Source organism: Delftia acidovorans NBRC 14950, assembly GCF_001598795.1.
In the GTDB taxonomy this organism is placed as follows: Bacteria; Pseudomonadota; Gammaproteobacteria; order Burkholderiales; family Burkholderiaceae_C; genus Comamonas; species Comamonas acidovorans.
Window position 1 is genome coordinate 48,432 of the sequence record NZ_BCZP01000008.1, and the last position, 25,032, is coordinate 73,463.

Below are 25,032 nucleotides of genomic sequence, written 5' to 3' on the forward strand. Positions count from 1 at the left end.
CGGTCTGGTGTGCCGGGCTCGAAGCTGCCCCTGCAACCCACCATAATCACCCATCCCGCCAACCGACCTCCCTCACCTTCGTGCCCCACCCCACCAGTCCCGCAGCCTCTCCCATCCATGCCGAACTCGTTGCCGTGCTGGCGGCGGTGACCCAGGGCACACCGCGCGTGCTGACCACGGCGGACGGACAGTTGCTGCCGGCGGGGCCGTTCGAGGTGGGGCACCGTTCGCTGCAGGCCGGCCTGCGCGCCTGGGTGGAGGAGCAGACCCATCACCCGCTGGGCTACATGGAGCAGCTCTACACCTTTGCCGATGGCGATCGCACCGATGCCAGCGGGGCGCGCGTGATCTCGGTCAGCTACCTGGGGCTGACGCGCGAATCCGCGGACCGCAGCGCGGGGCAGGCCGTCTGGCAGGACTGGTACCGCTACTTTCCCTGGGAAGACTGGCGCAGCGGCGAGCCGGCCCTGCTGCGCTCGCACATCGCTCCGCGCCTGCATGCCTGGATGGCCGAGGCGCGCGGCGCCCAGCGTGCGCTGCGGCGCCAGCGCGCGGACATTGCCTTCGGCCTGGACGGCGGGCCCTGGAACGAGGACATGGTGCTGCAGCGCTACGAACTGCTGTACGAGGCCGGACTGGTGCAGGAGGCGGCCCACCGCGTCCATGGCGCGGCCGCCATGCTGCCCGGCGAGGCCATGCACCACGACCACCGCCGCATCCTGGCCACGGGCATGGCGCGGCTGCGGGCCAAGATCAAGTACCGGCCCGTGGTGTTCGAGCTGATGCCGCCCGAGTTCACGCTGCTGCAGCTGCAGCAGACGGTGGAGGCCCTGGCCGGGCGCGGGCTGCACAAGCAGAACTTCCGCCGCCTGATCGAGCAGCAGGATCTGGTCGAGGAAACCGGCCAGCTCACGGTGGGCTCGGCGGGCCGGCCGGCCAAGCTGTTCCGCTTTCGCAGCGATGTGCTGCTGGAGCGGGCCATCTCGGGCAGCAAGCTGCCCCTGGCCAAGGGCATCGACGGTTCCCCCTGAGCCGCACGGCACTTGCCCGATTGTGACAATGGCTTGACAGCACTTATGCTCGTATCTAGCATAAGTTCCTCGCTCAAGCCCGCAAGGCCGCGCGCCACATTTTTTTGACCTACATATACTCAAAATGAGCATTAATATTGCCAATGCCCTCAGTGCCCGCCTGCCGGTACCGCCGCTGCCCGACCTGATGCTGGAGCCGCTGGTGCGCTCGGCCCTGCTGGAAGACCTGGGCCGCGCGGGTGACCTGACCACGGATGCCATTGTTCCTGCCGACGCACAGGCCGAACTGCGCCTGGTGGCGCGCCAGGAGGGCGTGCTGGCCGGGCTGGACATGGCGCGGCTGGCGTTCCGTGCGCTGGATGCGCAGTCGCGTTTCGAGCCGGTGCTGCGCGATGGCAGCGAACTGGCGCCCGGCCAGGAGATCGCGCGCATCCAAGGCAGCGCGCGCGCCATCCTCACCGCCGAGCGCGTGGCGCTCAACTACCTGTGCCACCTGAGCGGCGTGGCCACGGCCACGGCATCGATCGCGCGGGCCATCGCCGACACGGGCGCACGCGTGACCTGCACGCGCAAGACCATGCCAGGCCTGCGCGCGCTGCAGAAGTACGCGGTGCGCGTGGGCGGCGGCAGCAACCACCGCTTCGGCCTGGACGATGCCGTGCTGATCAAGGACAACCACATCGCGCTGGCCGGCGGCGTGGCCGAAGCCCTGGCCCGGGCGCGCGCGGGCGTGGGCCACATGGTGCAGATCCAGCTGGAGGTGGACACGCTGGAGCAGTTGGAGGTGGCGCTGTCCCTGGGCGTGGAAGTGGTGCTGCTGGACAACATGGACCTGGACACGCTGCGCACGGCCGTCTCCATGGCGCGCGGGCGCGCGGTGACCGAAGCCTCGGGCCGCATCACGCCCGAGACGGCGCGCGCCGTGGCCGAGACCGGCGTGGACCAGATCGCCGTGGGCTGGATCACGCACAGCGCTCGGGTTCTCGACATTGGCCTCGACACCTGAAATGAGGCACCCCCTGAGCCGCTGCGCGGCTTCCCCCGTGTGCACGGCGCCCTCTCTCGCTGCGCGGGAGGGGAACGACACCCTGGCTGCGGGGCGGCGCGGCCGGCTTAGGCCCTTGCTCGGTGTCCCTGAGTTGGGCTGCGCCGGTTTTTTGCACCTAGCCCAGTGGAGCAGTTGCCATGTTTTTTGAAGGGCGTACCTTGAAGCGACGGAGACTCTGGACGCTGGCGGCCTGCGCGCTGCTGGCGGGCGCATCGGGGCTTTGGCTGGCGGCGCCGGGCAAGGCCGGCACGCGCCTGGAGCGGCCCATCACCATCGTCGTGACGTTTCCGCCGGGCGGCGGCACGGACCTGCTGGCGCGGCGCCTGGGCGAGCAGTTGCAGCAGCGCCTGGGCCAGCCCGTGGTGGTGGAGAACCGGCCCGGCGCCAGCGGCAACATCGGCGCCCATGCCGTGGCTCAGGCCGCAGCGGACGGCAGCACCTTGCTGATGGCCAACAGCTCGTTTGCCATCAACCCCGGTGTCTACGAACGCCTGGATTTCGACCCGCGCAAGGACTTCACGGCAGTGTTCAACGCAGGTTCCATCGCCTCGGTGCTGGTCGTGCCTGCGGACAGCGCGCTGCAGACGCTGGAGGATGCGCTGGCCCAGGCGCGCCAGGAACGGCCGCTGCTGTTCGCCTCCTGCGGCAATGGCACGCCCCAGCACCTGGCCGGCGAGATGCTGGCCCGCGATGCGAAGCGCTTTGTGCAGCATGTGCCCTACAAGGGCTGCGGCCCGGCCATCACGGCCGTGGCGGCAGGCCAGGTGGCGGCGGGCATGGTCACGGCCAGCAGTGCCTCGGCCATGATCGCTGCAGGCCGAGTGCGCGCCCTGGCCGTCACGGCGCCGCAGCGACTGCCGCAGCTGGCCGGCGTTCCCACGGTGGCCGAGCGCGGCCTGCCGGGCTTTGCGGTGGAGCAGTGGCATGGCCTGCTGGCACCTGCCGCCACGCCCCGGGCCACGGTGCAGGCATTGCATGACACGCTGGAACAGGCGCTGGCCGATCCCGCCGTCAGCGCTGGCTTGCGCGACCAGGGCTACACCCTGGCGCGGCAGACACCGGGCCAATTCCAGGCGCTGATAGCGGCCGACATCGACCGCTATGCCGCCGTGACGCGTGCGCTGGGCCTGAAGGCCGATTGAGGGCCAGAGAAGGGCCGATTGGCGACTTACTGCATGAACCAGCCGTGGCTGACCACCAGCGACTGGCCGGTCAGCGCATTGCTGGGAAAGCCCGCGAACAGCAGGGCCACGCGGGCCACGTCCTCGGTGGTGGTGAACTCGCCGTCCACGGTTTCCTTGAGCATCACGTTCTTGATGACTTCGTCCTCGCTGATGCCCAGCGTGCGGGCCTGCTCGGGAATCTGCTTGTCCACCAGCGGCGTGCGCACGAAGCCCGGGCAGATCACATTGGCGCGCACGCCGTGCTTGGCGCCTTCCTTGGCCACGGTCTTGGCCAGCCCGATCAGGCCGTGCTTGGCCGTGACATAGGGCGCCTTGAGCAGCGAGGCCTCCTTGGAGTGCACCGATCCCATGTAGATCACGCTGCCGCCCCGGCCCTGCGCATACATGTGCTTGAGGCAGGCGCGCGTGGTGAGGAAGGCCCCGTCCAGGTGGATGGCCAGCATCTTCTTCCAGTCGGCGAAGCTGAATTCCTCCACCGGATGCACGATCTGTATCCCGGCATTGCTGACCAGGATGTCGATGCCGCCGAAGGCCCGGGCGGCCTCCTCGACCGAGGCGTTGACCTGGGCCTCGTCGGTCACGTCCACGGCCACGCCCATGGCCTGCGCTCCTGTGGCGCGCAGCTCGGCCGCCGTGGCGTCGGCTGCCTCCTTGTTGAGGTCGGCAATGACGATGCGCGCGCCTTCGCTGGCGAACAGCGTGGCGATCTCCTTGCCGATGCCGCTGGCCGAGCCGGTGATGAAGGCGACCTTGTCCTTGAGTTGCATGGTGAGTCTTTCCTGGAGAGTGGATGAAACAGGCCAGTGTCCATCTTCGGCGGGGCCGGCCGCGTGCCCTTGTCGGCGCAGGGACCAGTCTGGCGCCGGTTTCTTAGACGAAACTGAGTCGGCAGGCCCGCAAGTCATGGCCGTGACGGCCGGCCCTTCAGGGCGCGGCGGCCTCGCGGTGCCGGGGCTGCTGGAACAGCTCGCAGACCAGTTCGCGCAGCCAGCGCTTGGCCGGTTCCTGCTCGAAGCGCCAACTCCAGTGCAGCGACACGTCGAAGCGGTGATCGGGCAGGTCGGCGTCGCGCACCGCATAGCCGCCGCGCTCGACAAAGCCGGCCGCGATCTCGGCCGGCATGATCACCGCCAGGTCGGTCTTGCCCACGATGGAGGGCACGGCCATGAAGTGTGCGGCCGACAGGCGGATGCGCTCGTCGAGCCGCAGCGCCTGCAGGATGCGCAGCGTCTCCGAATGCGAGCGCACTGCCGCGAAATCCAGCTGGCGCAGCGTGGCCAGCGCCAGTGGCGCGTCTTCGGGCACGTGCGCCAGTGCGGGGTGGCCGCTGCGCAGCAGCACGCCGTAATGGTCGGACAGCAGCACGGTCTGCCGGGTCCGCGTGCCACCCGGCAGAAAGCCGATGGCGATGTCCAGCATGCCCCGGTCCAGCGCATCGGCAATGCCGTCCAGCGGCATGGGCAGGGTCTCCAGCTGCACATGCGGGGCGCGCTGGTGCAGCGCCTGCATCAGCGGCGGCAGAAAGCGCGCCTCGCCGATGTCGCTCAGGTGGATGCGAAAGCGCTGGCGCGCTTGCAGTGGCTCGAAGCTCTGGGCCTCGGACATGGCGACTTCCAGCACCTCCAGCGCCTGGCGCACGGCCAACGCCAGGCGCTCGGCACGCGGCGTGGGGCGCACGCCCGCATGCGCGCGCTCGAACAGCGGATTGCCCAGCAGCAGGCGCAGCCGCGTCACGGCCTGGCTGGCGGCGGGCTGGGACATGCCCAGCTCCTCGGCCGCGCGGCTGACGCTGCAGTGGCGGTACACGGCGTCGAAGACGCGCAGCAGGTTGAGGTCCAGGTTCTTGATATCCATTTGGTGAATATCTCTTAGATAGTTTATTCAATTGCTGGAAATCATAAGCGCCTGCACCATGGGCGCCGATTTCCATGGCCACCGCGCGGCACGCACCGGGCGGCCGGCCCATTCCCCAGGAGCCCCCATCTTGCAAGCACCCACCACCCCCCGCAGCCAGCCCGCCCAGACTTCCCCCTCCACCGCGACCTACACCGTGCGCCATGCCGTGATCGCCATGCTGCGCGAGCTGGGCATGACGCGCATCTTCGGCAACCCGGGCTCGACCGAGCTGCCGCTGTTCCGCGACTACCCCGAAGACTTCTCCTATGTGCTGGGCCTGCAGGAAACCGTGGTCGTGGGCATGGCCGACGGCCATGCCCAGGCCACGCGCAATGCCAGCTTCGTGAACCTGCATTCGGCTGCGGGCGTGGGCCATGCCATGGCCAACATCTTCACGGCCTTCAAGAACCGCACGCCCCTGGTGATCACGGCGGGCCAGCAGGCGCGCTCGCTGCTGCAGTTCGACCCCTTCCTGCACTCCAACCAGGCCGCCGAGCTGCCCAAGCCCTATGTGAAGTGGAGCTGCGAGCCCGCGCGCGCCGAAGACGTGCCCCAGGCGCTGGCGCGCGCCTACTACATCGCCATGCAGGAGCCGCGCGGCCCCGTGCTGGTCTCCATTCCCGCCGATGACTGGGACAAGCCGGCCGAGCCCGTCAGGCTGCGCCATGTGGGCTTCGAGACGCGGCCCGATCCGCGCACGCTGGACCTCATCGGCCAGGCGCTGGACGCCGCGCGTGCCCCGGCCCTGGTCGTGGGCGCGGCCGTGGACCGGGCCCAGGGCTGGGATGCCGTGGTCGCGCTGGCCGAGCGCCACCAGGCCCGCGTCTTCGTGGCCCCCATGAGCGGGCGCTGCAGCTTCCCCGAGGACCATCCCCTGTTCGCCGGCTTCCTGCCCGCCATGCGCGAGCGCATCGTGCAGCTGCTGTCCGGCCATGACGTGGTCTTCGCCGTGGGCGCGGCCGCCTTCACCTACCACGTGGAAGGCGAGGGCCCGCACATCCCCGAAGGCACGGCGCTCTACCAACTGATCGAGGATCCGGCCATTGCCGCCTGGGCCCCTGTGGGCACGGCCGCCGTGGGCAATGTGCGCATGGGCGTGGAGGAGCTGCTGCAGCGCCCCGCACCCGCACCGCGCCAGGCGCCCGCACCCCGGCCCGCAGCGCCCGTGCCGGCCGCGCCCGCCGCAGGCGAGCGCATGTCGGTGGCCTTTGCCATGCACACGCTGGCCCAGGTGCGCGACCGCCACAGCATCGTGGTGGAAGAGGCGCCCAGCTCGCGCTCCACCATCCAGACCTACCTGCCCATCTTCCACTCGGGCACCTTCTACACCATGTGCAGCGGCGGCCTGGGCCACAGCATGCCGGCCGCCGTGGGCGTGGCGCTGGCAAAGCCCGAGGCCAAGGTGGTCGCCGTCATCGGCGACGGCTCGGCCATGTACGCCATCCAGGCCCTCTGGAGTGCAGCCCAGCTGCGCCTGCCCATCAGCTTCGTGATCCTCAAGAACCGCCGCTATGCGGCGCTGCAGGACTTCGCCCATGTCTTCGGCTACCGCGAGGGCGAGAAGGTCGAGGGCACGGAACTGCCCGACATCGACTTCGTGGCGCTGGCGCGTGGCCAGGGCTGCGACGGCGTGCATGTGGAGAACGCGGCCGAGCTGGCCGATGTGCTGGCCCGCGCGCTGGCCCATCCCAAGCCCATCGTGGTCGAGGTCGAGGTCGCCTGAGGCGAAGCCCCCTGCAGGAGACACGGCAATGGAAAACACAAGAAGCATAGGCATCCTCGGCGCAGGCGCCATGGGCACCCTGTTCGGGGCGCGGCTGGCCCGCATCGGCCTGGACGTGACCCTGGTCGATGTGAACGACGAACTGCTGCAGGCCCTGAACCGCGATGGCGCGCGCTGCCACACCGATGAGGGGCTGCTGCAGGCCCGCGTGCATGCGGCGCGGGCCGAGCAGCTCACGGCCGGGCCCGCGCTGTGGCTGGTCTTCACCAAGTCGGCCCACACGCGCGCTGCACTGCAGGGCATTGCCCACCTCATCGGGCCGGACACGCATTTCCTGAGCCTGCAAAACGGCATAGGGCATGCCGATGTGTTGCGTGAAATGGTGCCGCTCGAACGCATCGCCGTGGGCGTGACAACCTGGCCTGCGCGCGTGATGTCGCCGGGCGAGGTCAGCTCCATGGGGCAGGGCGGTATCCGCTTCATGCCTTGCAATGGCCAGCGCAGCGCGGTCTTCGACCAACTGGCGGATGAACTCAACCGCGCAGGCATGCATTGCCGCATCGACCCGCAGGTGCAGGAAGCCATCTGGGAAAAGCTGGCCTTCAATGCCGCCTTCAACGGCGTGTGCGCCGTGACGCGCCAGACCGTGGACGGACTGGCCAATCCGCAGGGCGAGGCCCTGCTGCAGCGCGTGCTGGACGAGGTGCTGTCCGTCGCCCATGCCCATGGCGTCGCTGCCAGCGCCGAGCGCGTGGGCGGCGCCGTGCGCGATGCGCTGGACCACCACCGGGGCCACCAGCCCTCGATGCTGCAGGACCTGCTGGCCGGCCGTGCCACCGAGACGGGCGCCATCCATGGCGCCGTGCTGCATGTGGCCGACCGCCTGGGCATTGCCGTGCCCGTGACGCGCACGCTGCACGCACTGGTCAGCCTGTCGGAGAACGCGGGCGCCGTCGCACCGCGCTGAACGCGCTTATGGCAAAACGAGCCACTACAAGAAGGAGACAAGATGCTGCGCAGACAAGCACTCAAGGCCGTACTGGCCATAGGCGCCCCGCCCCTGCTGGGCATGGGCACGGCACACGCCCAGACCGGCAAGCCCGTCGAATGGGTGGTGGGCTTTGCCGCAGGCGGCGGCTCGGACGCCGTGGCGCGCACCGTGGGCGAGTCCTTTGGCAAGGCCCTGGGTCGCACCGTGGTCGTCATGAACAAGCCCGGGGCCGGCACCAACATCGCCGCCGAATACGCGGCGCGCACGCGCGAACTGGGCAGCCTGGTCTTCACGGCCGACTTCGCCACGCTGGCGGCCAATCCCCACCTGTTTCGCAAGCTGGCCTACAACGCCGAGAAGGACTTCGTGCCCATCGGCCTGCTGGCGCGCTTTCCGCTGTTCCTTGTGGTCGGCAACCAGCTGCCGGTGCACAACCTGCAGGAGTTCACGCAGTGGGTGAAGGCCCAGCCAGGCCCCGTCAGCTACGGCAGCCCGGGGCTGGGCACGCCCCACCACCTGGCCACCGAACTGCTGTCGCAGCGCATGGGCGTGAAGATGTCCCATGTGCCCTATCGCGGCGCGGGGCCGGCCCTGATCGATGTGATCGGCGGCCAGATCCCCTTCATGCTGGCCGACAGCGCAGCGGCGGCCCAGCACATTGCGGCCGGCAAGCTGCGCGTCATCGGCGTGGCCAGCGCCGAGCGGCTCAAGAGCCACCCGGGCGTGCCCACGCTGGCCGAGCAGGGCGTGAAGGATTTCGAGGCCCATGCCTGGCAGGGCCTGGTCGCACCCGCAGGCACGGACGACGCCACCGTACAGGCCTGGTCCGTGGCGCTGCAGCAGGCGCTGCGCTCGCCTGCCGTGCTGGCGCGTTTCGAGGCGCTGTCGCTGGAGCCGCTGCCCGGCACGCCTGCGCAGATGCGTGACTACTGGCGCAGCGAAAGCCGGCGCTGGGGCCAGGTCATCGAGTCGGCGGGCATACGGCTGGATTGACCGTTGCGCCGCTGCGCCGCTGCTGCTTCAGGCGCCCTCACCGTTTTCAAGAACTCATAACCCAAGGAGACATAGCTCATGCACAAGACAACCCCCTTCAGCCGCTGGCGCCGCCTGGGCCTGCTGGCCCTGCTGGGCGCTGCTGCCTCGGCGCCCGCGCTGGCACAGAAGGCCGGCGACAAATGGCCCGAGCGTCCCGTGCGCCTGGTGGTGAACTTCGCGCCCGGCGGCGCGGCCGATGTGCTGGCGCGCGCCATCACGCCCACCATGTCCCAGGTGCTGGGCCAGTCGGTGGTGGTGGACAACAAGCCCGGTGCGGGCGGCAACATCGGCATCAGCGAAACCGTGCGCGCGCCCAAGGATGGCTACACGCTGCTGCTGAGCTCGGGCGGGGCCATCACCATCAACCCGATGATCTACAGCAAGCTGGCCTTCAATCCCGAAAAGGATTTGACGCCCGTGGCTGCCGTGGCGCGCGTGCATGTGTTCCTGGAGACCAATCCCGCCGTGCCCGCCACCAACGTGGCCGACTTCATCAAGCACCTGAAGGCCAACCCCGGCAAGCTGTCCTACGGCTCGCCGGGCCAGGGCAGCTCGCCCCATTTGGCCGGCGAGATGTTCAAGCGCATGGCCGGTGTCGATGCCGTGCACGCCCCCTACAAGGGCGCGGGCCCGGCGCTCAGCGACGTGCTCAGCGGGCAGTTGCAGTTCTGGTTCGACCCGGGTCCGGGCCTCAAGCAGGTGGAGGCCGGCAAGCTGCGCCTGCTGGCCATCGGCAGCCCGCACCGCTCGCCGCAGTACCCCAACGTGCCCACGCTGGCCGAAAGCGGCCTGCCGGGCTTTGATGCGGACACGCTGTTCGGCATCTACGCGCCCACGGGCACGCCCGAGTCCGTGATCGAGGCCGTTCGCACTGCCGTGGCCAAGGCGCTGGAGCAAAAGAACGTCAACGACGTCATCCTCACCCTGGGCGCCACGCCCGCGCCCCTGAGCCGCAAGGCCTTCATCGACCACCACGCCACCGAGCGCGAGCGCTTTGGCGAACTGGTGAAAGCCATCGGCCTGAAAGTGGACTGAGCTTTCCCGCAGGCCATCGCCCGCAAGCCGCCCGCTCCGCGCTGGCGGCTTTTTTCTTTCCGGTCCGGGCCGGGCCGATGGGCCTTGTGCCGGCCATCTTCTATACGAAGGTATATCCCGCATCCACCAATGAACAGGCCAGCCTTCCCAACAAAGGCTGGCCGCAGGCACTTTCGCCTTAGATAATTCCGGGCACATATTGCACTGCAGCAAACAGGGCTCCCGGCCTGCACGGGGACTGCGCCACCCACACGCAAAGGAGTACCCCATGGACCCCGATCCCGATCCCGATCCCGATCCCGATCCTGCCAGGCGCTGCCGCGCCGCCCCTTCCCGTCTTTCCCTTCTTCCATTTCTTGATCTGCCCGGACCCGGGCGGAGGCCTGTGATCGCCTGAAGGGGCGAGAGGTCTGCGCGGGTCCGTGGCGCCCGGAGACCTCAGGATGACCCGCTTTCTCGCTTCTGAACGACCAGGCCGACCCCATGGCCAACCACATGGCCGACCCCATGACCGACCACATGGCCTGCACCAGCGCCATCCCTTGCTGGCGGCTGCATGGCCTGTGGGCGGGCTGCTGATCAGCGTGGCCATGGCCGCCTGCAACGGCCCGGCCGAGCCCACGGCAGCCGCGCATGCAGCCACCACCGCTCCGCAGCCGGCTCCCGTGCGCCGCGAAGGCAACCTCATCGTGGTGCCCGAAGGCTCGCCGCTGCGCGAGCGCCTGCAGGTGGCCGAGATCGCGCTGCAGCCGCTGCAGACCCGCCTGTCGGCCCCCGCCACCATCGAGGCCGAGCCTGAAAAGCTGGTCCGCATCACGCCGCCCGTGGCAGGCCGCCTGGTGCGCCTGCACCACCAGCTGGGCGATGCGGTGAAGGCCGGCGATGCGCTGATCACCATGGACTCCTCCGAGATCTCCAGCGTGCGTGCCGAGCACGCCAAGTCCCAGGCCGCGCTGCTGCACGCGCGCCAGGAGTTCGACCGCCAGAAGCTGCTGTTCGATGCCGAGATCGCCGCGCGCAAGGACTACGAGGCCGCGCAGCAGTCGCTGGCCGCAGCAGGTGCCGATGCGCGCGCCGCCTCCGACCACCTGTCCCAGCTGGGTGCGGCCGTGCAGGAAGGCTCGCGCGGCAGCTACGTGGTCAAGTCGCCCATCAGCGGCCGCGTGGTCGAGATGGCGGGCTCGCAGGGCGGCTACTGGAACGATGTGAATGCCTCCGTCATGACCGTGGCCGACCTGCGCAAGGTCTGGCTCAGCGCCAGCGTCAGCGAGCGCGACCTGGCCCATGTGGACGTGGGCCAGCAGGCCCACATCGCGCTGGCCGCCTATCCCGACCTGCAGCTGCAGGGCCGCGTGCAGTACGTGGGCGAGCTGGTGGACACCGCCACGCGCAGCGTCAAGGTGCGCGTGGCCGTGGACAACCCCGAAGGGCGGCTGCGCCCCGGCATGTTTGCGCGCGTGGGCTTCGACGCCCCGGCGCGCCAGGCCGTGATGGTGCCGGCCGCGGCCCTGCTGCAGGGCCAGGTCAGCACGCGCGTGTTCGTGGACAAGGGCGGCTGGCGCTTCGAGCCGCGCGACGTGCAGGTCGGCGCGCAGCAGGACGGCCAGGCCGAGATCCTCTCGGGCCTGGCGGCCGGCGAGCGCGTGGTGGTCAACGGGGGAGTGCTGCTGCAATGATCGAGCGCATCGTCAACATCGGCTTTTCGCGCCGCGGCGTGGTCTGGCTGGTCTTTTGCTTCGCGGCCCTGTATGGCGTGTTCAGCTGGAAGCAGCTGCCGCTGGAGGCCTATCCCGACATTGCCGACGTGACCTCGCAGATCGTCACCCAGGTGCCAGGCCTGGCGGCCGAGGAGATAGAGCAGCAGATCACCATCCCGCTGGAGCGTGCCCTGCTGGCCACGCCCGGCATGCACGTGCTGCGCTCGCGCAGCCTGTTCGCGCTGTCGCTGATCACCGTGGTCTTCGAGGACGGCGTGGACGGCTACTGGGCGCGCCAGCGCCTGAAGGAGCGCATCGACGAGGTCACGCTGCCCTATGGTGCCCGCGCCGGGCTGGACCCCTACAGCTCGCCCACGGGCGAGGTCTACCGCTACACGCTGGAAAGCCCCGTGCGCAGCCTGCGCGAGCTGTCCGAGCTGCAGCAGTGGGTGGTGATCCCGCGCCTGAAGAAGGCCCAGTCCGTGGTGGACGTGACCAACTTCGGCGGCCTGACCACGCAGTTCATGCTGGAGCTGGACCCGGCGCGGCTGCTGCAGTACGGGCTGGCGCTGTCCCAGGTGATCGAGGCCATCAATGCCAACAACGCCAGCGGCGGCGGCAGCGTCATCGACCGGGGCGATGTCTCCTATGTGGTGCGCGGCGTGGGCCTGCTGGGCTCGCTGGACGACATGGGCAACGTGGTCGTCAAGACCACGGACAGCGGCACGCCCGTGCTGGTCAAGGACCTGGGGCGGCTGACCTACGGCAACGTGGAGCGGCGCGGCATCCTGGGCAAGGACGGCAACTCCGACACCCTGCAGGGCATCGTGCTGCTGCTCAAAGGCTCCAACCCCTCGCAGGCGCTGGAGGGCATCCACGCCGCCGTGGAGGAGCTCAACGGCAAGCTGCTGCCGCCCGACGTGAAGGTCGTGCCCTACCTGGACCGCACCACGCTGATCGAGCGCACCACCCACACCGTGGGCAAGACCCTGGCCGAAGGCCTGATCGTCGTCACCCTGGTGCTGCTGGTCTTCCTGGGCAGCCCGCGCGCGGCGCTGATCGTGGCGCTGACCATTCCCATGGCGCTGCTGCTGGCCTTCATCTTCATGCACCACGCGAAGATTCCGGCCAACCTGCTGTCGCTGGGCGCCATCGACTTCGGCATCCTGGTGGATGGGGCCGTGGTCGTGGTCGAGAACATCCTGCGGCGCCGCGAGGCCGACCAGAACCGGCCGCTCACGCCCAGGGACGCCATCACGGCCACGCTGCAGGTGGCGCGGCCCATCTTCTTCGGCATGTGCGTGATCGCGGCCGCCTACCTGCCGCTGTTCGCCTTCGAGCGCATCGAGTACAAGCTGTTCTCGCCCATGGCCAGCGCCGTGGGCGCGGCCCTGGTCGGGGCGCTGGCCGTGGCCCTGCTGCTCACGCCGGCCCTGGCCTGGCTGGCCTTCCGCAGGCCGCGCAGGATCTTCCACAACCCCGTGCTGCATCGGCTGGGCGTGGGCTATGACCGCTTCCTGGGCGTGGCCGTGGGCCGCGTGCGCTGGCTGGCGGGGGCCGTGGCGGCATCGCTGCTGGCGCTGGGCGTGCTGGCCGGCACCATGGGCCGCGACTTCCTGCCGTACCTGGACGAAGGCTCCATCTGGCTGCAGGTGCAGATGCCGCCCGGCATCACGCTGGACAAGGCGCGCGACATGGCCGACGCGCTGCGCAGCGCCGCACTGGAGTTCCCCGAGGTCTCCTACATCGTCACCCAGACCGGGCGCAACGATGACGGCACCGACTACTGGACGCCTTCGCACATCGAGGCCAGCGTGGGCCTGCATCCCTATGGCGAATGGAAGTCGGGCCTGACCAAGCAGCAGCTGATCGCGAAGATGGCCGCGCGCTTCGACCAGCTGCCCGGTTATTCCGTGGGCTTCATGCAGCCCATGATCGACGGCGTGCAGGACAAGCTGTCCGGCGCGCACAGCGACCTCACGGTGAAGGTCTTCGGCCAGGACCTGGCCGAAGACCGGCGCGTGGCCGATGCCCTGGTGGCCGTGCTGGAGAAAGTGCCCGGCGCGGCCGACGTGGCCGTGGACGTGGAGCCGCCGCTGCCCAACCTGCGCATTGCGCTGGACCGCGCCGCTGCCGCGCGCTACGGCATCAATGCCTCCGACGTGGCGCAGCTCATCTCCACCGGCGTGGGCGGGGCCTCCATCGGCCAGCTGTACGTGGGCGAGCGCAGCTACGACATGGCCGTGCGCTTCACGCCCGACACGCGCAGCAGCCCCGAGGCCATCGGCGCGCTGCGCCTGTCGGCCGCCAATGGCGCCCAGGTGCCGCTGGCCGACGTGGCGCGCATCACCACCACCGTGGGCCAGAGCGTCATCGTGCGCGAGGGCGGGGAGCGCCACATCCTCGTCAAGCTCAATGTGCGCGGCCGCGACCTGGCGGGCTTCCTCAAGGATGCGCACACCGCCATCGACCAGCACCTGGACTACGACCGCCAGAAGCTGCACATCGAGTGGGGCGGCCAGTTCGAGAACCTGCAGCGTGCCGAGGCGCGGCTGCTCATGATCCTGCCGCTGACGCTGGGCATCATGCTGGTGCTGCTGTTCGGCGAGTTCGGCAACATGCGCCAGCCGCTGCTGGTGCTGGGCGTGGTGCCGTTGGCCATGATCGGCGGCTTTGCGGGCCTGCACCTGCGCGGCATGACGCTCAACGTCTCCAGCGCCGTGGGCTTCATCGCGCTGTTCGGCGTGGCCGTGCTCTCGGGCGTGCTCATGGTCTCGCAGATCAACCGCCTGCGCCGCGAGGACGGCCTGGGCCTGCGCGAAGCCGTGCTCGAAGGCGCCTCCAGTCGCATGCGCCCCGTGCTGATGACGGCCACCGTCGCCGCCTTCGGCCTCACGCCGGCCATGCTGGCCACGGGCCTGGGCAGCGACGTGCAGCGGCCCCTGGCCACGGTCGTGGTCTGCGGCCTGTTCAGCGCCACCTTGCTGACCCTGCTGCTGCTGCCCAACCTCTACTACGTGATCGAGGCCCGTGCCGCCCGCGCGGCCGAGCGCCGCCAGCGCCGCGCCGCTGAACGCTGTGAGAGCGGCGATCTGGATGCCGCCGAGGACGAGGGTGGGCATCGCACCGCAACGAGCCAACCCCATTGATGCGAGTCGCCATGCAAACGACCCCTTTCTTCCCCAGGCAGGCCCTGGCCCTGCTGCTGTGCCTTGGCGCCGCAGCCCAGGCGCAGACGGCGCCGTCCGCCGTTGCAGCCACAGCAACTGCAACAGCAACAGCAACAGCAACAGCAACAGCAACAGCAACAGCAACAGCAACAGCAACAGCAACAGCAACTGCAGCTGCAACGGCGGCACCTGCCGGCCTGCGCTTTTCCGACTACCTCAACGCCGTGGAGCAGCACAGCCCGCTGCTGCGCTCGGAGGAGCAGGGCGTGGAATCCGCGCGTGCCGGCATCGGCATCGCCGGCATACGCCCCGACCCCAACCTCACGCTGGGCGCCTCGCGCGAGCAAGTGCGCACCGGCCAGCCCCGGCCCACCACGCGCAACTACGAGATCAGCATGGAGCTGGAGACGGGCGGCAAGCGCGCCGCGCGCATCCAGTCCGCACGCAGCCAGGTGCGCCTGTCCGAGGCCGGCCTTGAAGGCGTGCGCAGCCAGCTGTTCTCCGATGCCGCCCAGGACTACACCCAGGCCTGCCGCGACTCGCTGGCGCTGGAGCGCAAGCAGCAGACGCTGAAGGCGCTGGGCGATGTGGTGCAGGCCAACGAGCTGCGGCGCAAGGCCGGCGACATCGGCGGCGTGGAATGGCTGCAGTCGCGCGTGGAGCGCGACCGCTTCCAGGCCGAGGTGGTGCAGGCGCGCGCCGAGGCGCAGACCGCGCGGCTGGCGCTGTCCGTCCCGCTGGGGCGCCGCCTGTCCGAAGTCTTTGCCAGCGACACGCTGCAATGCGGCTTCATGGAATTGGCCGAAGACTCGGGGCTGGAGGATGCCGATGCCCTGGTCGCCCAGGCGCTGCAGTCGCGCGCCGAGGTGCGCATCGCCCAGGCGGCGCTCGAGCATGCGCGCGACAACGCGGGCCTGGCCCGGGCCAACCGCTGGGTCAATCCCACGCTGGCCGTGGGCATGGCCGCCGTGCCGTCCACGGCGGCCGGCACCGATGCCCAGGGCAATCCCTTCGATGGCGGCGGGCGCTCGCGCACGCTGTCGGTCTCGGTCAGCGTGCCGCTGCCGCTGTCGCGCCTGGACCGGGGCGATCTGGTGCAGGCCGAGGTGGCCGTGACCCAGGCCATGCTGGCCCTGCAGCAGGCCCAGAACCGGGCAGAGGCCGATGTGCGCGGCGCGCGCTTTCGCCTGACCGCCGCGCGCGAGAACGTGCAGCGCTACCGCGACGGCGTGCTGCGCGATGCACAGCGCGTGCTCGAGGGCATACGCCTGTCCTACCGGCATGGCGAGGCTTCGCTGCTGGAGCTGCTGTCCGCCCAGCGCTCGGCCGACGAGGCCTACCTGGGATCGCTGGAGGCAGAGACCGAGCTGGCCAAGGCCACGGTGGAGCTCCAACTGAGCGTGGGCCGGCGCCCCGCCCTCTGATCGCGGGAGGGCAGGGCATCTTGCGACACAATCGACACGCCCTCATCGCAGCCCTGCACGCCATGACCACCGCTCTGCGCCGCTTTCCCCATTGGCCCCGGGCCCTGATCCTGGCGGCCATGGGCGTCGCCATGGCCGCGATCTTCGCGCTGGACACGCTGACCGACTACGCCGTGGCGGCCGCCGTGTTCCATACCGCCATCATCCTGGTGGCGGTGCGCTGGTTCAGCCCGCGCGTGGTCATCGGCCTCACGGCGCTGTGCATCGTGCTGACCCTGGCCAGCTTTGCGCTCACGCCTGCCGGTGCCTATCGCACCGGACTGATCAACATGGTGATCAGCATCCTGGCCATTGCCATCACGGCCTATCTGGGCCTGAAGATGGTGGCGGCCCAGAACGCGGCCCATGAGGCGCGCACCCAGCTGATGCGCATCACCCAGACCACCAGCCTGGGGCAGTTGACGGCCTCCATCGCCCATGAGGTCAACCAGCCGCTGGCGGCCATCGTCACCAGCGGCAATGCCTGCCAGCGCTGGCTGGCCCAGGAGCCGCCCAATCTGGCCAAGGCCGGCCAGGCGCTGGAGCGCATCCTGGGCGATGCGCAGCGCGCCAGCGATGTCATTGCCCGCATCCGCAGCATGGCGCGCGGCGAGGCGCCCAGCCGCCAGTCCTTCGACCTCAACGACGCCGTGCGCGAGATGGCGCGCCTGTCGGACGCCGAGCTGGACCGGCGCGGCGTGGCCCTGGACCTGCAACTGGCGCCCGCGCTGCAGCCGGCCTGGGCCGACCGCGTGCACATCCAGCAGGTGCTGGCCAACCTGCTGCTCAACGCCATGGATGCCATGCAGGGCACGCCGGCCGCGCAGCGGCGCATCACCGTCACCACCCAGGGCCTGGGCCAGCAACTGGTGCTGACCGTGGCCGATGCGGGCGAAGGCCTGTCGCCCCTGGCCCGCACCCACCTGTTCGATGCCTTCTGGACCACCAAGCCCGACGGCATGGGCCTGGGCCTGAACATCTGCCGCCATATGGCCGAGGCCAACGGCGGCCGCATCTGGGCCACGGACCGCGAGGACATGCGCGGCGGCACGGTCTTTCACATCACCATTGCCTGCGCCCCGGCCACGGGCGACAGGTCTTCCACGGGATTGCGCCATGGCTGAACCCTCCACGGCCGAAGCCGAGGCACTTGTCTACATCGTCGATGACGACGCCTCGGTGCGTGCCGCCATCGAGGACCTGCTGGCCTCGGTAGGGCTGTGCGTGCGTGCCTTCGGCGCCACGCGCGAGTTTCTGGGTCACTGGCAGCGGCAGCCGCCCGCGGGGCCTGCATGCCTGGTGCTGGACATCCGCATGCCGGGCCAAAGCGGCATGGACTTCCGGCGCCAGATGCTGGAGATGGGCCTGAAGCTGCCCACCATCTTCATCACCGGCCATGGCGACATTCCCATGAGCGTGGAGGCCATGAAGACCGGCGCCATCGAGTTCCTGACCAAGCCCTTCCGCGACCAGGACCTGCTGGACGCCATCCAGCAGGGCATTGCCCTGGACCGCCAGCGCCGCGCGCTGGAGGCCGGCGAACAGGCGCTGCGCGCCTGCTGGCAATCGCTGTCGCCGGGCGAGCAGGAAGTGGTCGTGGGCGTGGTGCGCGGCCTGCTGAACAAGCAGATCGCGGCGGACCTGGGCGTGAGCGAAATCACGGTGAAGGTGCGGCGTGGCCAGGCCATGCGCAAGATGCAGGTGCGCACGCTGGCCGACCTGGTGCGTGCGCTGGAGCGGCTGGATATCCGCTGAGGTGTCCTGGCAGGCCGGGCGCATGCCAGGGGCAGGCCTGCCGCAACGCTTCAGTGGGCGTGGCCGTGCGCCGGTGCCTGCGCAGGCCCGCTCGCGGCACTGGCGGCACTGGCGGCATCCAGCGCCAGGAAGTGGTGGACCACGGGCCGCCCGGGGCCGATATGAAAGCGCAGCGCCTGGGCCTGCAGATCGGCATCGGCCTTGGACACGCGCTGGTGCTGGCGCAGATGCTCGGCCCAGGACTCCACCAGGAACCACTCGATCACCCGGCCCGGCTCGCCCGTGTGCTCGGCGATGCCCCAGGCATAGGCGCCGTCGCGGCGGCGTTCGCGTGCGACATGCTGCATGGCCTCGATGAAGGCTGGCAGGTCGTCGCGGCGCACCTGGTACTCCACCTGGATCATCACCGGGCCACGGTCATGGGCCACGGGTTCGGCCAGCAGCGGCTCGGGCCAGTGGTTGGAGGCCTGCAGGTCCGCCTCGCCCGTGGGCAGCTTGATGCGGTGGAACACCAGCGAGATCGCCACCAGGCCCGCCGCGCCGATCAGCAGCGCCGTGGGAATGCCCACGCCCTGCGCGAACAGCCCCCAGGCCAGGCTGCCGCCCGCCATGGCGCCGTTGAACACCATCAGGTAGATGGCCAGCCCGCGGCCGCGTACCCAGTTGGGCAGCACCGCCTGGGCCACGCCGTTGAGCGTGGTCAGCGCAATGATCCAGCCCAGGCCCAGCACCAGCATCAGCAGCACGGCGGCCCATTGCGGCGGCGCGGTGGACAGCGCGGCCATCACGGCGGCGCTGAGCACGGAGGACAGCAGCACCAGGCCATCGGCATCCAGCCTTTTGCGCAGGCGCGGCAGCACCAGCGCACCCAGGATGGCGCCTGCGCCCACGGCGCCCAGCATCACGCCGTAAAAGCCTGCCGAGCCGCCCAGCATGCGCCGCGCCACCAGCGGCAGCAGGGCCCACACCGAGCTGGCGAAGAGGAAGAACACGGCGGCGCGCAGCAGCACCACATGCAGCTCGCGGCTGGAGCGGGCATAGCGCAGGCCTGCGCGGAAGGCGCCGAAGAACTGCTCGTTCAGGGCCGAGGCCTCGGCCTTGGGGCGCTTCCACCAGACCAGCGCGGCGATCACGAACACATAGCTGGCCACGTCTGCACCGTAGGCCGCCGCCGCGCCGAAGCTGGCCAGCAGCAGGCCGCCGGCCGCAGGGCCCAGGGCGCGTGCGATGTTGATGCCCAGCGAGTTCAGCGCCACCGCGTTCTTGAGGTCGCTGCGCGGCACCAGCTCGGGCACGATGGATTGCCAGGTCGGCCCCATCAGCGCCGCGCCTATGCCGCCCACGAAGGTCAGCGCCACCAGGTACTCCACCGTCAGCGTGTTGGTGCGTGCCAGCAGCAGCAGGCTGGCGCTGACGGCGGCCAGCAGGATCTGGATGCCGATCAGGAAACGCCGGCGGTCCAGGATGTCGGACAGCACGCCGGCCGGAATCGCCAGCAGGAAGATGGGCAGCGTGGCCGCCGTCTGGATCAGGGCCACGGCGGCCGGGCTGGCCGACAGCTCGGTCACCATCCAGGAGCTGGCCACATCGCGCATGAAGCTGCCGATATTGCCCAGCACCGTGGCCGCCCACAGCACCGCGAACACGGGCTGGCGCAGCGGCGCGAAGCTGCCGGAGGCAGTGGCTGCGGGCCGGGACGAATCAGCGGTCATGGCGCTCTCCCAGGTCATGCCAGGCGACGAACAGAAAGCCGCCGACCAGGCCCAGATGCTCGAAGAAGGAATTGGCCGCCATGAAGCGCTCCTGCCCTGCAGGAAGCTCCCAGAAGCGCAGCGCGACGAAGGTGGCCAGCAGCGTGAACGCGGCCAGCGCCAGGGCGCCCAGCCAGCGCAGCCGGCCGGTGATGATCATGGCCGAGGCGCCCAGCTCCAGCGCGATCACCAGGACCGCGAACAGCGGTGCCGGCGACAGGCCGAAGTGGGCCATCTCGCCCAGCGCACCGGGAAAGTCGGTGAGCTTGACCAGGCCGCCCTGCAGATAGGCGGCGCACAGGCCCAGGTAGGCCACCAGGCGCACGGCCTGGCTGCCGAACACCGGGCGTGCGGTGGCCGCAAGGCGGCCGGAGAAAGTACTGGCTTGGGTCATGGCGGGTGTCATGCGTGTGCTCCTCAGGCCATCCAGCAGGAGCAGCCCAGCGCGCCGAAGAAGCTTCGGGGGTCCGAGGTCGGCACGTTCGATGCCCAGGCGTTGGCATGGCTGTGGCCGTGCATGCCGCAGCTGGTGCCGCAGCCGCAGGCCGCCGCCAGGCTGCGGTAGCGCGCGGGGTTGAGCGAGTTCCTGCCCGCGCCCTCGGGCTCGCCCCAGGCACCGTAGCCGCCAAAGCGCCGCACGGGGGACCAGTCGGGCATGGCCGGCGGCAGCGGGTTGTCGTCATGCTGCTGGAAGGGGCCTGCGCCATAGACCACGCGGCCGCCCACCACGGTGAGGTCGGAGGTGAGAAAGGAGATCTCGTCCTCGGGCACGGCGAAATAGTCCTTGCTGGGCACGATCATGTCGGCCAGCTGGCCCACCTGGATGCGGCCGCGCAGGCCTTCCTCGTTGGAGAACCAGGCCACGTTCTCGGTCCACATGCGCAGCGCGGTCTCGCGGTCCAGCAGGTTGCGCTGGGGGTACATCTGCAGGCCGCCCACGGTCTTGCCCGTCACCATCCACGACAGCGACACCCAGGGGTTGTAGGAGGCCACGCGCGTGGCGTCCGTGCCGGCCGAGGTCTTCACGCCGCGCTCCAGGATCTTCTTGACGGGCGGCGTGGCCTCGGTGGCGCGTGCGCCGTAGCGTTCGGTGAAATACTCGCCCTGGTAGGCCATGCGGTGCTGCACGGCCACGCCGCCGCCCAGCGCCGCAATGCGGTCGATGGACTTGTCCGAAATGGTCTCGGCATGGTCGAAGAACCAGTTCAGGCCGTCGATGGGCGTGTCGCGGTGCACCTTCTCGAACACATCGAGCGCGCGCGAGATGGTCTCGTCATAGGTGGCATGCAGGCGCCACGGCCATTGGTTCTGCACCAGCACGCGCACCACTTCCTCCAGGTCGCCTTCCATGCTGGGCGGCATGTCGGGGCGCGGCTGGCGGAAGTCCTCGAAGTCGGCGGCCGAGTACACCAGCATCTCGCCCGCGCCGTTGTGGCGGAAATAGTCGTTGCCCTGCTTGTACTTCACGCTTTGCGTCCAGTTGAGGAAGTCGGCCTTCTCCTCCTTGGGCTTTTGCGTGAACAGGTTGTAGGCCAGGCGCACGGTGATCTGGTTGGCGTCGCTGAGCTTCTGGATCACGTCGTAGTCGTCGGGGTAGTTCTGAAAGCCCCCGCCCGCATCGATGACGCCGGTCACGCCCAGGCGGTTGAGTTCGCGCATGAAGTGGCGCGTGGAATTGACCTGGTAGTCCAGCGGCAGCTTGGGGCCCTTGGCCAGCGTGCTGTAGAGGATGGTGGCGTTGGGCTTGGCCAGCAGCAGGCCCGTGGGGTTGCCGTTGGCATCGCGCGTGATCTCGCCGCCTGCGGGCTGGGGCGTGTCGCGGGTGTAGCCCACGGCGCGCAGGGCGGCGGCGTTGAGCAGGGCGCGGTCATACAGGTGCAGCAGGAAGACCGGCGTATCGGGCGCGATGGCGTTGATCTCGTCGATGGTGGGCAGGCGCTTTTCCACGAACTGGTGCTCGGTGAAACCGCCGACCACGCGCACCCACTGCGGCGCAGGCGTGATGGCCACCTGGCGCTTGAGCATGTCCAGCGCGTCGGCCAGCGATCGCACGCCGTCCCAGCGCAGCTCCAGGTTGAAGTTCAGGCCGCCACGGATCACGTGCGTGTGGTTGTCGAACAGGCCGGGCAGCACGCTGCGGCGCTGCAGATCGATGCGGCGCGTGCCGCTGCCGGCCAGGGCCAGCACCTCGGCGTCCGAGCCCACGGCGATGAACCGGCCGTCCTTCACGGCCACGGCGGTGGCGGTGGGCTTGGCCTTGTTCAGCGTGGTGAAGCGGCCGTTGTGGAAGATGACTTCGGGCGTGGAATCGGACATGGAGGCTCCTTGGCGAGCGTTGGTGGTGCAACCCAGCAGTCCACCCATGGCAAGGGTGGCAGCGGAGCCCAGGACTTTTCTGCGCGTGGTCATGGTGCAGTTTTCTTGGAGAGAGGGGGAGGGGTCAGCCGTGGTGCCGATCGGCATCGGCATCGGCGTTCTTGCGGCCGGGCAGCTGGCCCAGCACATGCTCGGTGGCCTGCGTCTTGCTGCAGGCACTGCGCAGGTCCATGCCCTGCAGCAGATGCCGGCCCACGGGCACGATCTGCTCGCCGGCCAGGATGCCCAGCAGGCCGACCAGGGCCACCAGCGGCGGTGCGGGCGAGCGCACCTGCAGCAGGCTGTAGACCACACCGACCAGCAGGCCGGCCCCAAGGGAAAGTGCGTAGAGCTTCATGGTGTCACTCCGTGGACGGGGCCGGCGGCGGCGCTGGTGCTCAGACCTTGGCGGGGTTCGGGCCCACGGTCTCGCCATGCTGCACGCGCTCGGCCGCCTTGTGCACCATGGTGTAGGCATAGTCCACGCCCATGCCGTAGGCGCCGGAATGCTCGCGCACGATGTCCATCACCGCGTCGTAGGTCTCGCGGCGGGCCCAGTCGCGCTGCCATTCCAGCAGCACCTGCTGCCAGGTCACGGGCACCACGCCGGCCTGCACCATGCGGTCCATGGCGTAGTTGTGCGCGTCCAGCGACGTGCCGCCCGAGGCGTCGGCCACCATGTAGATCTCGTAGTCCGTGTCATGCAGGGCCGACAGGGCGAAGGTGGTGTTGCACACCTCGGTCCACAGGCCGGAGACCACGATCTTCTTGCGGCCCTGGGCGGCGTTCCTGGCCAGTGCGTCCCGCACGTTCTGGTCGTCCCAGGAATTCATGGAGCTGCGCTCCAGCAGTTGGTGCTCGGGGAACACCGCCAGCAGTTCGGGATAGGTGTGGCCGGAGAAGCTGCCCGTCTCCACCGTGGTGATGGTGGCGGGAATGCCGAAGGCCTTGGCCGCCTTGGCCAGGCCCACCACATTGTTCTTGAGCACCTGGCGGTCGATGGACTGCACGCCGAAGGCCATCTGGGGCTGCTGGTCGATGAAGATGATCTGGCTGTTGGCGGGCGTCAGGACTTCGAGGTACTTGCGGTCGGTCATGGTGATCTCCTGTGAGGGGTTGGACGGGGTACGGGAAATGTTTTCTTGGGAAGAGGCGGGCAGGGCGCTTCAGCGCGCCGTGTCGACGAGCACCAGCTCGGTGTCGGCCAGGGCCGTCACACGGAAGCTGTCCACATCGCTGATGGCGGCGCCGTCGCGCTCCTGCAGCGTCACGCCGTCGATCTGCACCGAGCCGCTGGCCGGCACCAGGTAGCCCAGGCGGTCGCGGCCGATGCGGTACTCCGTGCTCTCGCCGGCCTTCAGCGTGGCGCCCAGCACCCGGGCGGCGGTGCGGATGGGCAGGGCGTCCTCGTCACCGGGCAGGCCGCTGGCCAGGGCCACGAAGCTGCCCGAGCGCTCGCCCTTGGGGAAGGGCTTGGCACCCCAGGACGGGGGCTGCTGGCCGCGCTCGTCGGGCATGATCCAGATCTGGAAGATCCGCGTCGTGTCCTTTTCCTGGTTGTATTCCGAGTGGCGGATGCCGGTGCCCGCGCTCATCACCTGCACATCTCCCGCTTCGGTGCGGCCCTTGTTGCCCAGGCTGTCCTGGTGGGTGATGGCGCCTTCACGGACATAGGTGATGATTTCCATGTTGGCGTGGGCATGGGGCGGGAAGCCCGTGCCGGCGGCGATGGTGTCGTCGTTCCACACCCGCAGCGCGCCCCAGCCCATGCGGGCCGGATCGTGGTAGCCGGCGAAGGAAAAGTGATGCTTGGCATCGAGCCAGCCGTGGTTGGCACCGCCAAGGGCTTGGAAGGGACGGCGTTCGATCATGGTGTTCTCCTGCTGCGTTGTGTGTTGCGATGGATGAACTTTATGTTTTGCCGATCAAGAAGAGAATAGAAAATATGCAAAGACATCTATTCCAAAACTTTCATGCCAAGACTTCCTGACCTCGAAGCCTGGGCCGTCTTCGCCAAGGTGGCCGAGACGGGCTCCTTCGCCAAGGCCGCCGCCGACCTGGGCGTCTCCCAGCCCACCATCTCCAAGGCCATCACGCGGCTGGAGACGCGGCTCAAGACCAGCCTGTTCCACCGCACCTCGCGGCGCATGTCGCTGACGGCCAGCGGCCAGGCCTCGCTGGAGCGTGCCGCGCGCATCCTGGCCGAGGGCGAGGCCGTGGAGGCCGAGATCAGCGAGCAGTCCAAAAGCCTGCGCGGCCCCATCCGCATTGCGGCGCCCATGTCGTTCGGCATCTCGCACCTGGCGCCGGCCGTGCCAGCCTTCATGGCCGAGCACCCGGAAGTCACGCTGGACCTGCACTTCAGCGACGAGCTGATCGACGTCGTGGCCCAGGGCTTCGACATCGCGCTGCGCATCTCCTCGCTGCCCGACTCCAGCCTGCTGGCGCGGCGCCTGTGCACGGTGCGCCTGCTGCTGGTGGGATCACCCGAATACTTCGAGCGCCACGGCCGCCCCACCCATCCGCGCGAGCTGGCGCAGCACCGCGCGCTGCGCTATGTGCACAGCCGCCTGGGCGAGGCCTGGCGCTTCGTGCATGCGCGCCGCGGCGAGTTCGCCCAGGTCGTTCCCACGGCCATGCGCGTGAACAATGCCGAGGGCCTGGCGCCGGCCCTGCGCGCCGGGCTGGGCCTGGCCCTGCAGCCCGAGTTCCTGGCCTGGGAAGATTTGCAATCGGGTGCGCTGCAGACCTGCATGGATGACTGGCAGGTGCCCTCCATCGCCCTGCACATCGTCACGCCACCGGGGCGTGCCCGGCCGGCGCGCGTGCAGGCGCTGATCGATTTCCTGGCCGCGCACTTCGCGCTGGCGCCCTGGGCGCGTGAGCCGCAGGCGTAGA

21 protein-coding genes are annotated in these 25,032 nt (G+C 69.6%); 13 read left to right on the top strand and 8 right to left on the bottom strand.

Annotated features, from left to right (window positions below; genetic code table 11):
• Positions 1-80 precede the first annotated feature (80 nt).
• From DA1_RS12105 to DA1_RS12115, 3 genes are all read left to right on the top strand, one after another.
• Positions 81-1,031, top strand: a complete 951-nt coding sequence (locus DA1_RS12105; RefSeq protein ID WP_034390572.1) for an NUDIX hydrolase — start codon at positions 81-83, stop codon at positions 1,029-1,031.
• 124 nt (positions 1,032-1,155) lie between these two features.
• Complete coding sequence (gene nadC / locus DA1_RS12110; protein WP_034390574.1) at positions 1,156-2,037, top strand: carboxylating nicotinate-nucleotide diphosphorylase; 882 nt, start codon at positions 1,156-1,158, stop codon at positions 2,035-2,037.
• 179 nt (positions 2,038-2,216) lie between these two features.
• The gene (locus DA1_RS12115; protein WP_034390575.1) at positions 2,217-3,221 is read left to right on the top strand and encodes a tripartite tricarboxylate transporter substrate-binding protein; all 1,005 of its coding nucleotides are present in this window, start codon (positions 2,217-2,219) and stop codon (positions 3,219-3,221) included.
• A 26-nt stretch (positions 3,222-3,247) separates the two neighbouring features.
• Here the strand turns inward: DA1_RS12115 and DA1_RS12120 are convergent, their stop codons facing one another.
• Together DA1_RS12120 and DA1_RS12125 are read right to left on the bottom strand one after the other, a co-directional pair.
• A complete protein-coding gene (locus DA1_RS12120; protein ID WP_012203473.1) occupies positions 3,248-4,030 on the bottom strand; it encodes a 3-hydroxybutyrate dehydrogenase in 783 nt (260 codons plus the stop codon).
• Positions 4,031-4,187: 157 nt separating this feature from the next.
• A complete protein-coding gene (locus DA1_RS12125) occupies positions 4,188-5,117 on the bottom strand; it encodes a LysR family transcriptional regulator (RefSeq protein WP_034390577.1) in 930 nt (309 codons plus the stop codon).
• A gap of 130 nt (positions 5,118-5,247) precedes the next feature.
• On the opposite strand from DA1_RS12125, the gene mdlC reads away from it, so the two are divergent.
• From mdlC to DA1_RS12170, 9 genes are all read left to right on the top strand, one after another.
• On the top strand, positions 5,248-6,882 hold the full coding sequence (mdlC, locus tag DA1_RS12130) for a benzoylformate decarboxylase (RefSeq protein WP_172642968.1): 1,635 nt from the start codon (positions 5,248-5,250) through the stop codon (positions 6,880-6,882).
• 28 nt (positions 6,883-6,910) lie between these two features.
• The gene (locus tag DA1_RS12135) at positions 6,911-7,849 is read left to right on the top strand and encodes a ketopantoate reductase family protein (RefSeq protein WP_034390578.1); all 939 of its coding nucleotides are present in this window, start codon (positions 6,911-6,913) and stop codon (positions 7,847-7,849) included.
• 42 nt (positions 7,850-7,891) lie between these two features.
• Complete coding sequence (locus DA1_RS12140; protein ID WP_034390580.1) at positions 7,892-8,866, top strand: Bug family tripartite tricarboxylate transporter substrate binding protein; 975 nt, start codon at positions 7,892-7,894, stop codon at positions 8,864-8,866.
• Between the two features lie 78 nt (positions 8,867-8,944).
• The gene (locus DA1_RS12145) at positions 8,945-9,943 is read left to right on the top strand and encodes a Bug family tripartite tricarboxylate transporter substrate binding protein (protein WP_034390581.1); all 999 of its coding nucleotides are present in this window, start codon (positions 8,945-8,947) and stop codon (positions 9,941-9,943) included.
• 590 nt (positions 9,944-10,533) lie between these two features.
• Complete coding sequence (locus DA1_RS12150; RefSeq protein ID WP_230590711.1) at positions 10,534-11,619, top strand: efflux RND transporter periplasmic adaptor subunit; 1,086 nt, start codon at positions 10,534-10,536, stop codon at positions 11,617-11,619.
• Positions 11,616-14,789 (top strand): efflux RND transporter permease subunit, encoded by a 3,174-nt coding sequence (locus DA1_RS12155; protein ID WP_034390584.1) that lies wholly within the window; start codon positions 11,616-11,618, stop codon positions 14,787-14,789. Before DA1_RS12150 ends, DA1_RS12155 begins: the two co-directional genes overlap by 4 nt.
• Positions 14,790-14,800: 11 nt before the next feature.
• On the top strand, positions 14,801-16,234 hold the full coding sequence (locus DA1_RS12160; RefSeq protein ID WP_034390586.1) for a TolC family protein: 1,434 nt from the start codon (positions 14,801-14,803) through the stop codon (positions 16,232-16,234).
• A 62-nt stretch (positions 16,235-16,296) separates the two neighbouring features.
• Entirely contained in the window at positions 16,297-17,397 is a 1,101-nt protein-coding gene (locus DA1_RS12165) for a sensor histidine kinase (RefSeq protein WP_034390588.1), read from the top strand.
• The gene (locus DA1_RS12170) at positions 17,390-18,028 is read left to right on the top strand and encodes a response regulator transcription factor (protein WP_034390589.1); all 639 of its coding nucleotides are present in this window, start codon (positions 17,390-17,392) and stop codon (positions 18,026-18,028) included. The genes DA1_RS12165 and DA1_RS12170 overlap by 8 nt, the downstream gene beginning before the upstream one ends.
• A gap of 50 nt (positions 18,029-18,078) precedes the next feature.
• On the opposite strand, the gene DA1_RS12175 is transcribed toward DA1_RS12170, so the two are convergent.
• From DA1_RS12175 to DA1_RS12200, 6 genes are all read right to left on the bottom strand, one after another.
• Positions 18,079-19,740, bottom strand: coding sequence for an MFS transporter (locus DA1_RS12175; protein WP_034398193.1), 1,662 nt, complete (start codon positions 19,738-19,740; stop codon positions 18,079-18,081).
• A complete protein-coding gene (locus DA1_RS12180) occupies positions 19,730-20,173 on the bottom strand; it encodes a DoxX family protein (RefSeq protein WP_174549386.1) in 444 nt (147 codons plus the stop codon). Before DA1_RS12180 ends, DA1_RS12175 begins: the two co-directional genes overlap by 11 nt.
• A gap of 23 nt (positions 20,174-20,196) precedes the next feature.
• Positions 20,197-22,095, bottom strand: coding sequence for an amidohydrolase (locus DA1_RS12185; protein WP_034390592.1), 1,899 nt, complete (start codon positions 22,093-22,095; stop codon positions 20,197-20,199).
• A 124-nt stretch (positions 22,096-22,219) separates the two neighbouring features.
• The gene (locus DA1_RS12190; protein WP_012203487.1) at positions 22,220-22,492 is read right to left on the bottom strand and encodes a XapX domain-containing protein; all 273 of its coding nucleotides are present in this window, start codon (positions 22,490-22,492) and stop codon (positions 22,220-22,222) included.
• 40 nt (positions 22,493-22,532) lie between these two features.
• Positions 22,533-23,231 carry a hydrolase gene (locus tag DA1_RS12195; RefSeq protein ID WP_034390594.1) on the bottom strand — a complete coding sequence of 233 codons (699 nt, stop codon included), beginning with the start codon at positions 23,229-23,231 and terminating at the stop codon, positions 22,533-22,535.
• A 69-nt stretch (positions 23,232-23,300) separates the two neighbouring features.
• Positions 23,301-24,005 carry a pirin family protein gene (locus DA1_RS12200; RefSeq protein WP_012203489.1) on the bottom strand — a complete coding sequence of 235 codons (705 nt, stop codon included), beginning with the start codon at positions 24,003-24,005 and terminating at the stop codon, positions 23,301-23,303.
• Between the two features lie 102 nt (positions 24,006-24,107).
• Between DA1_RS12200 and DA1_RS12205 the strand changes: the two genes are divergently transcribed.
• Positions 24,108-25,031, top strand: coding sequence for a LysR family transcriptional regulator (locus DA1_RS12205; RefSeq protein ID WP_034390596.1), 924 nt, complete (start codon positions 24,108-24,110; stop codon positions 25,029-25,031).
• Position 25,032: the final 1 nt, after the last annotated feature.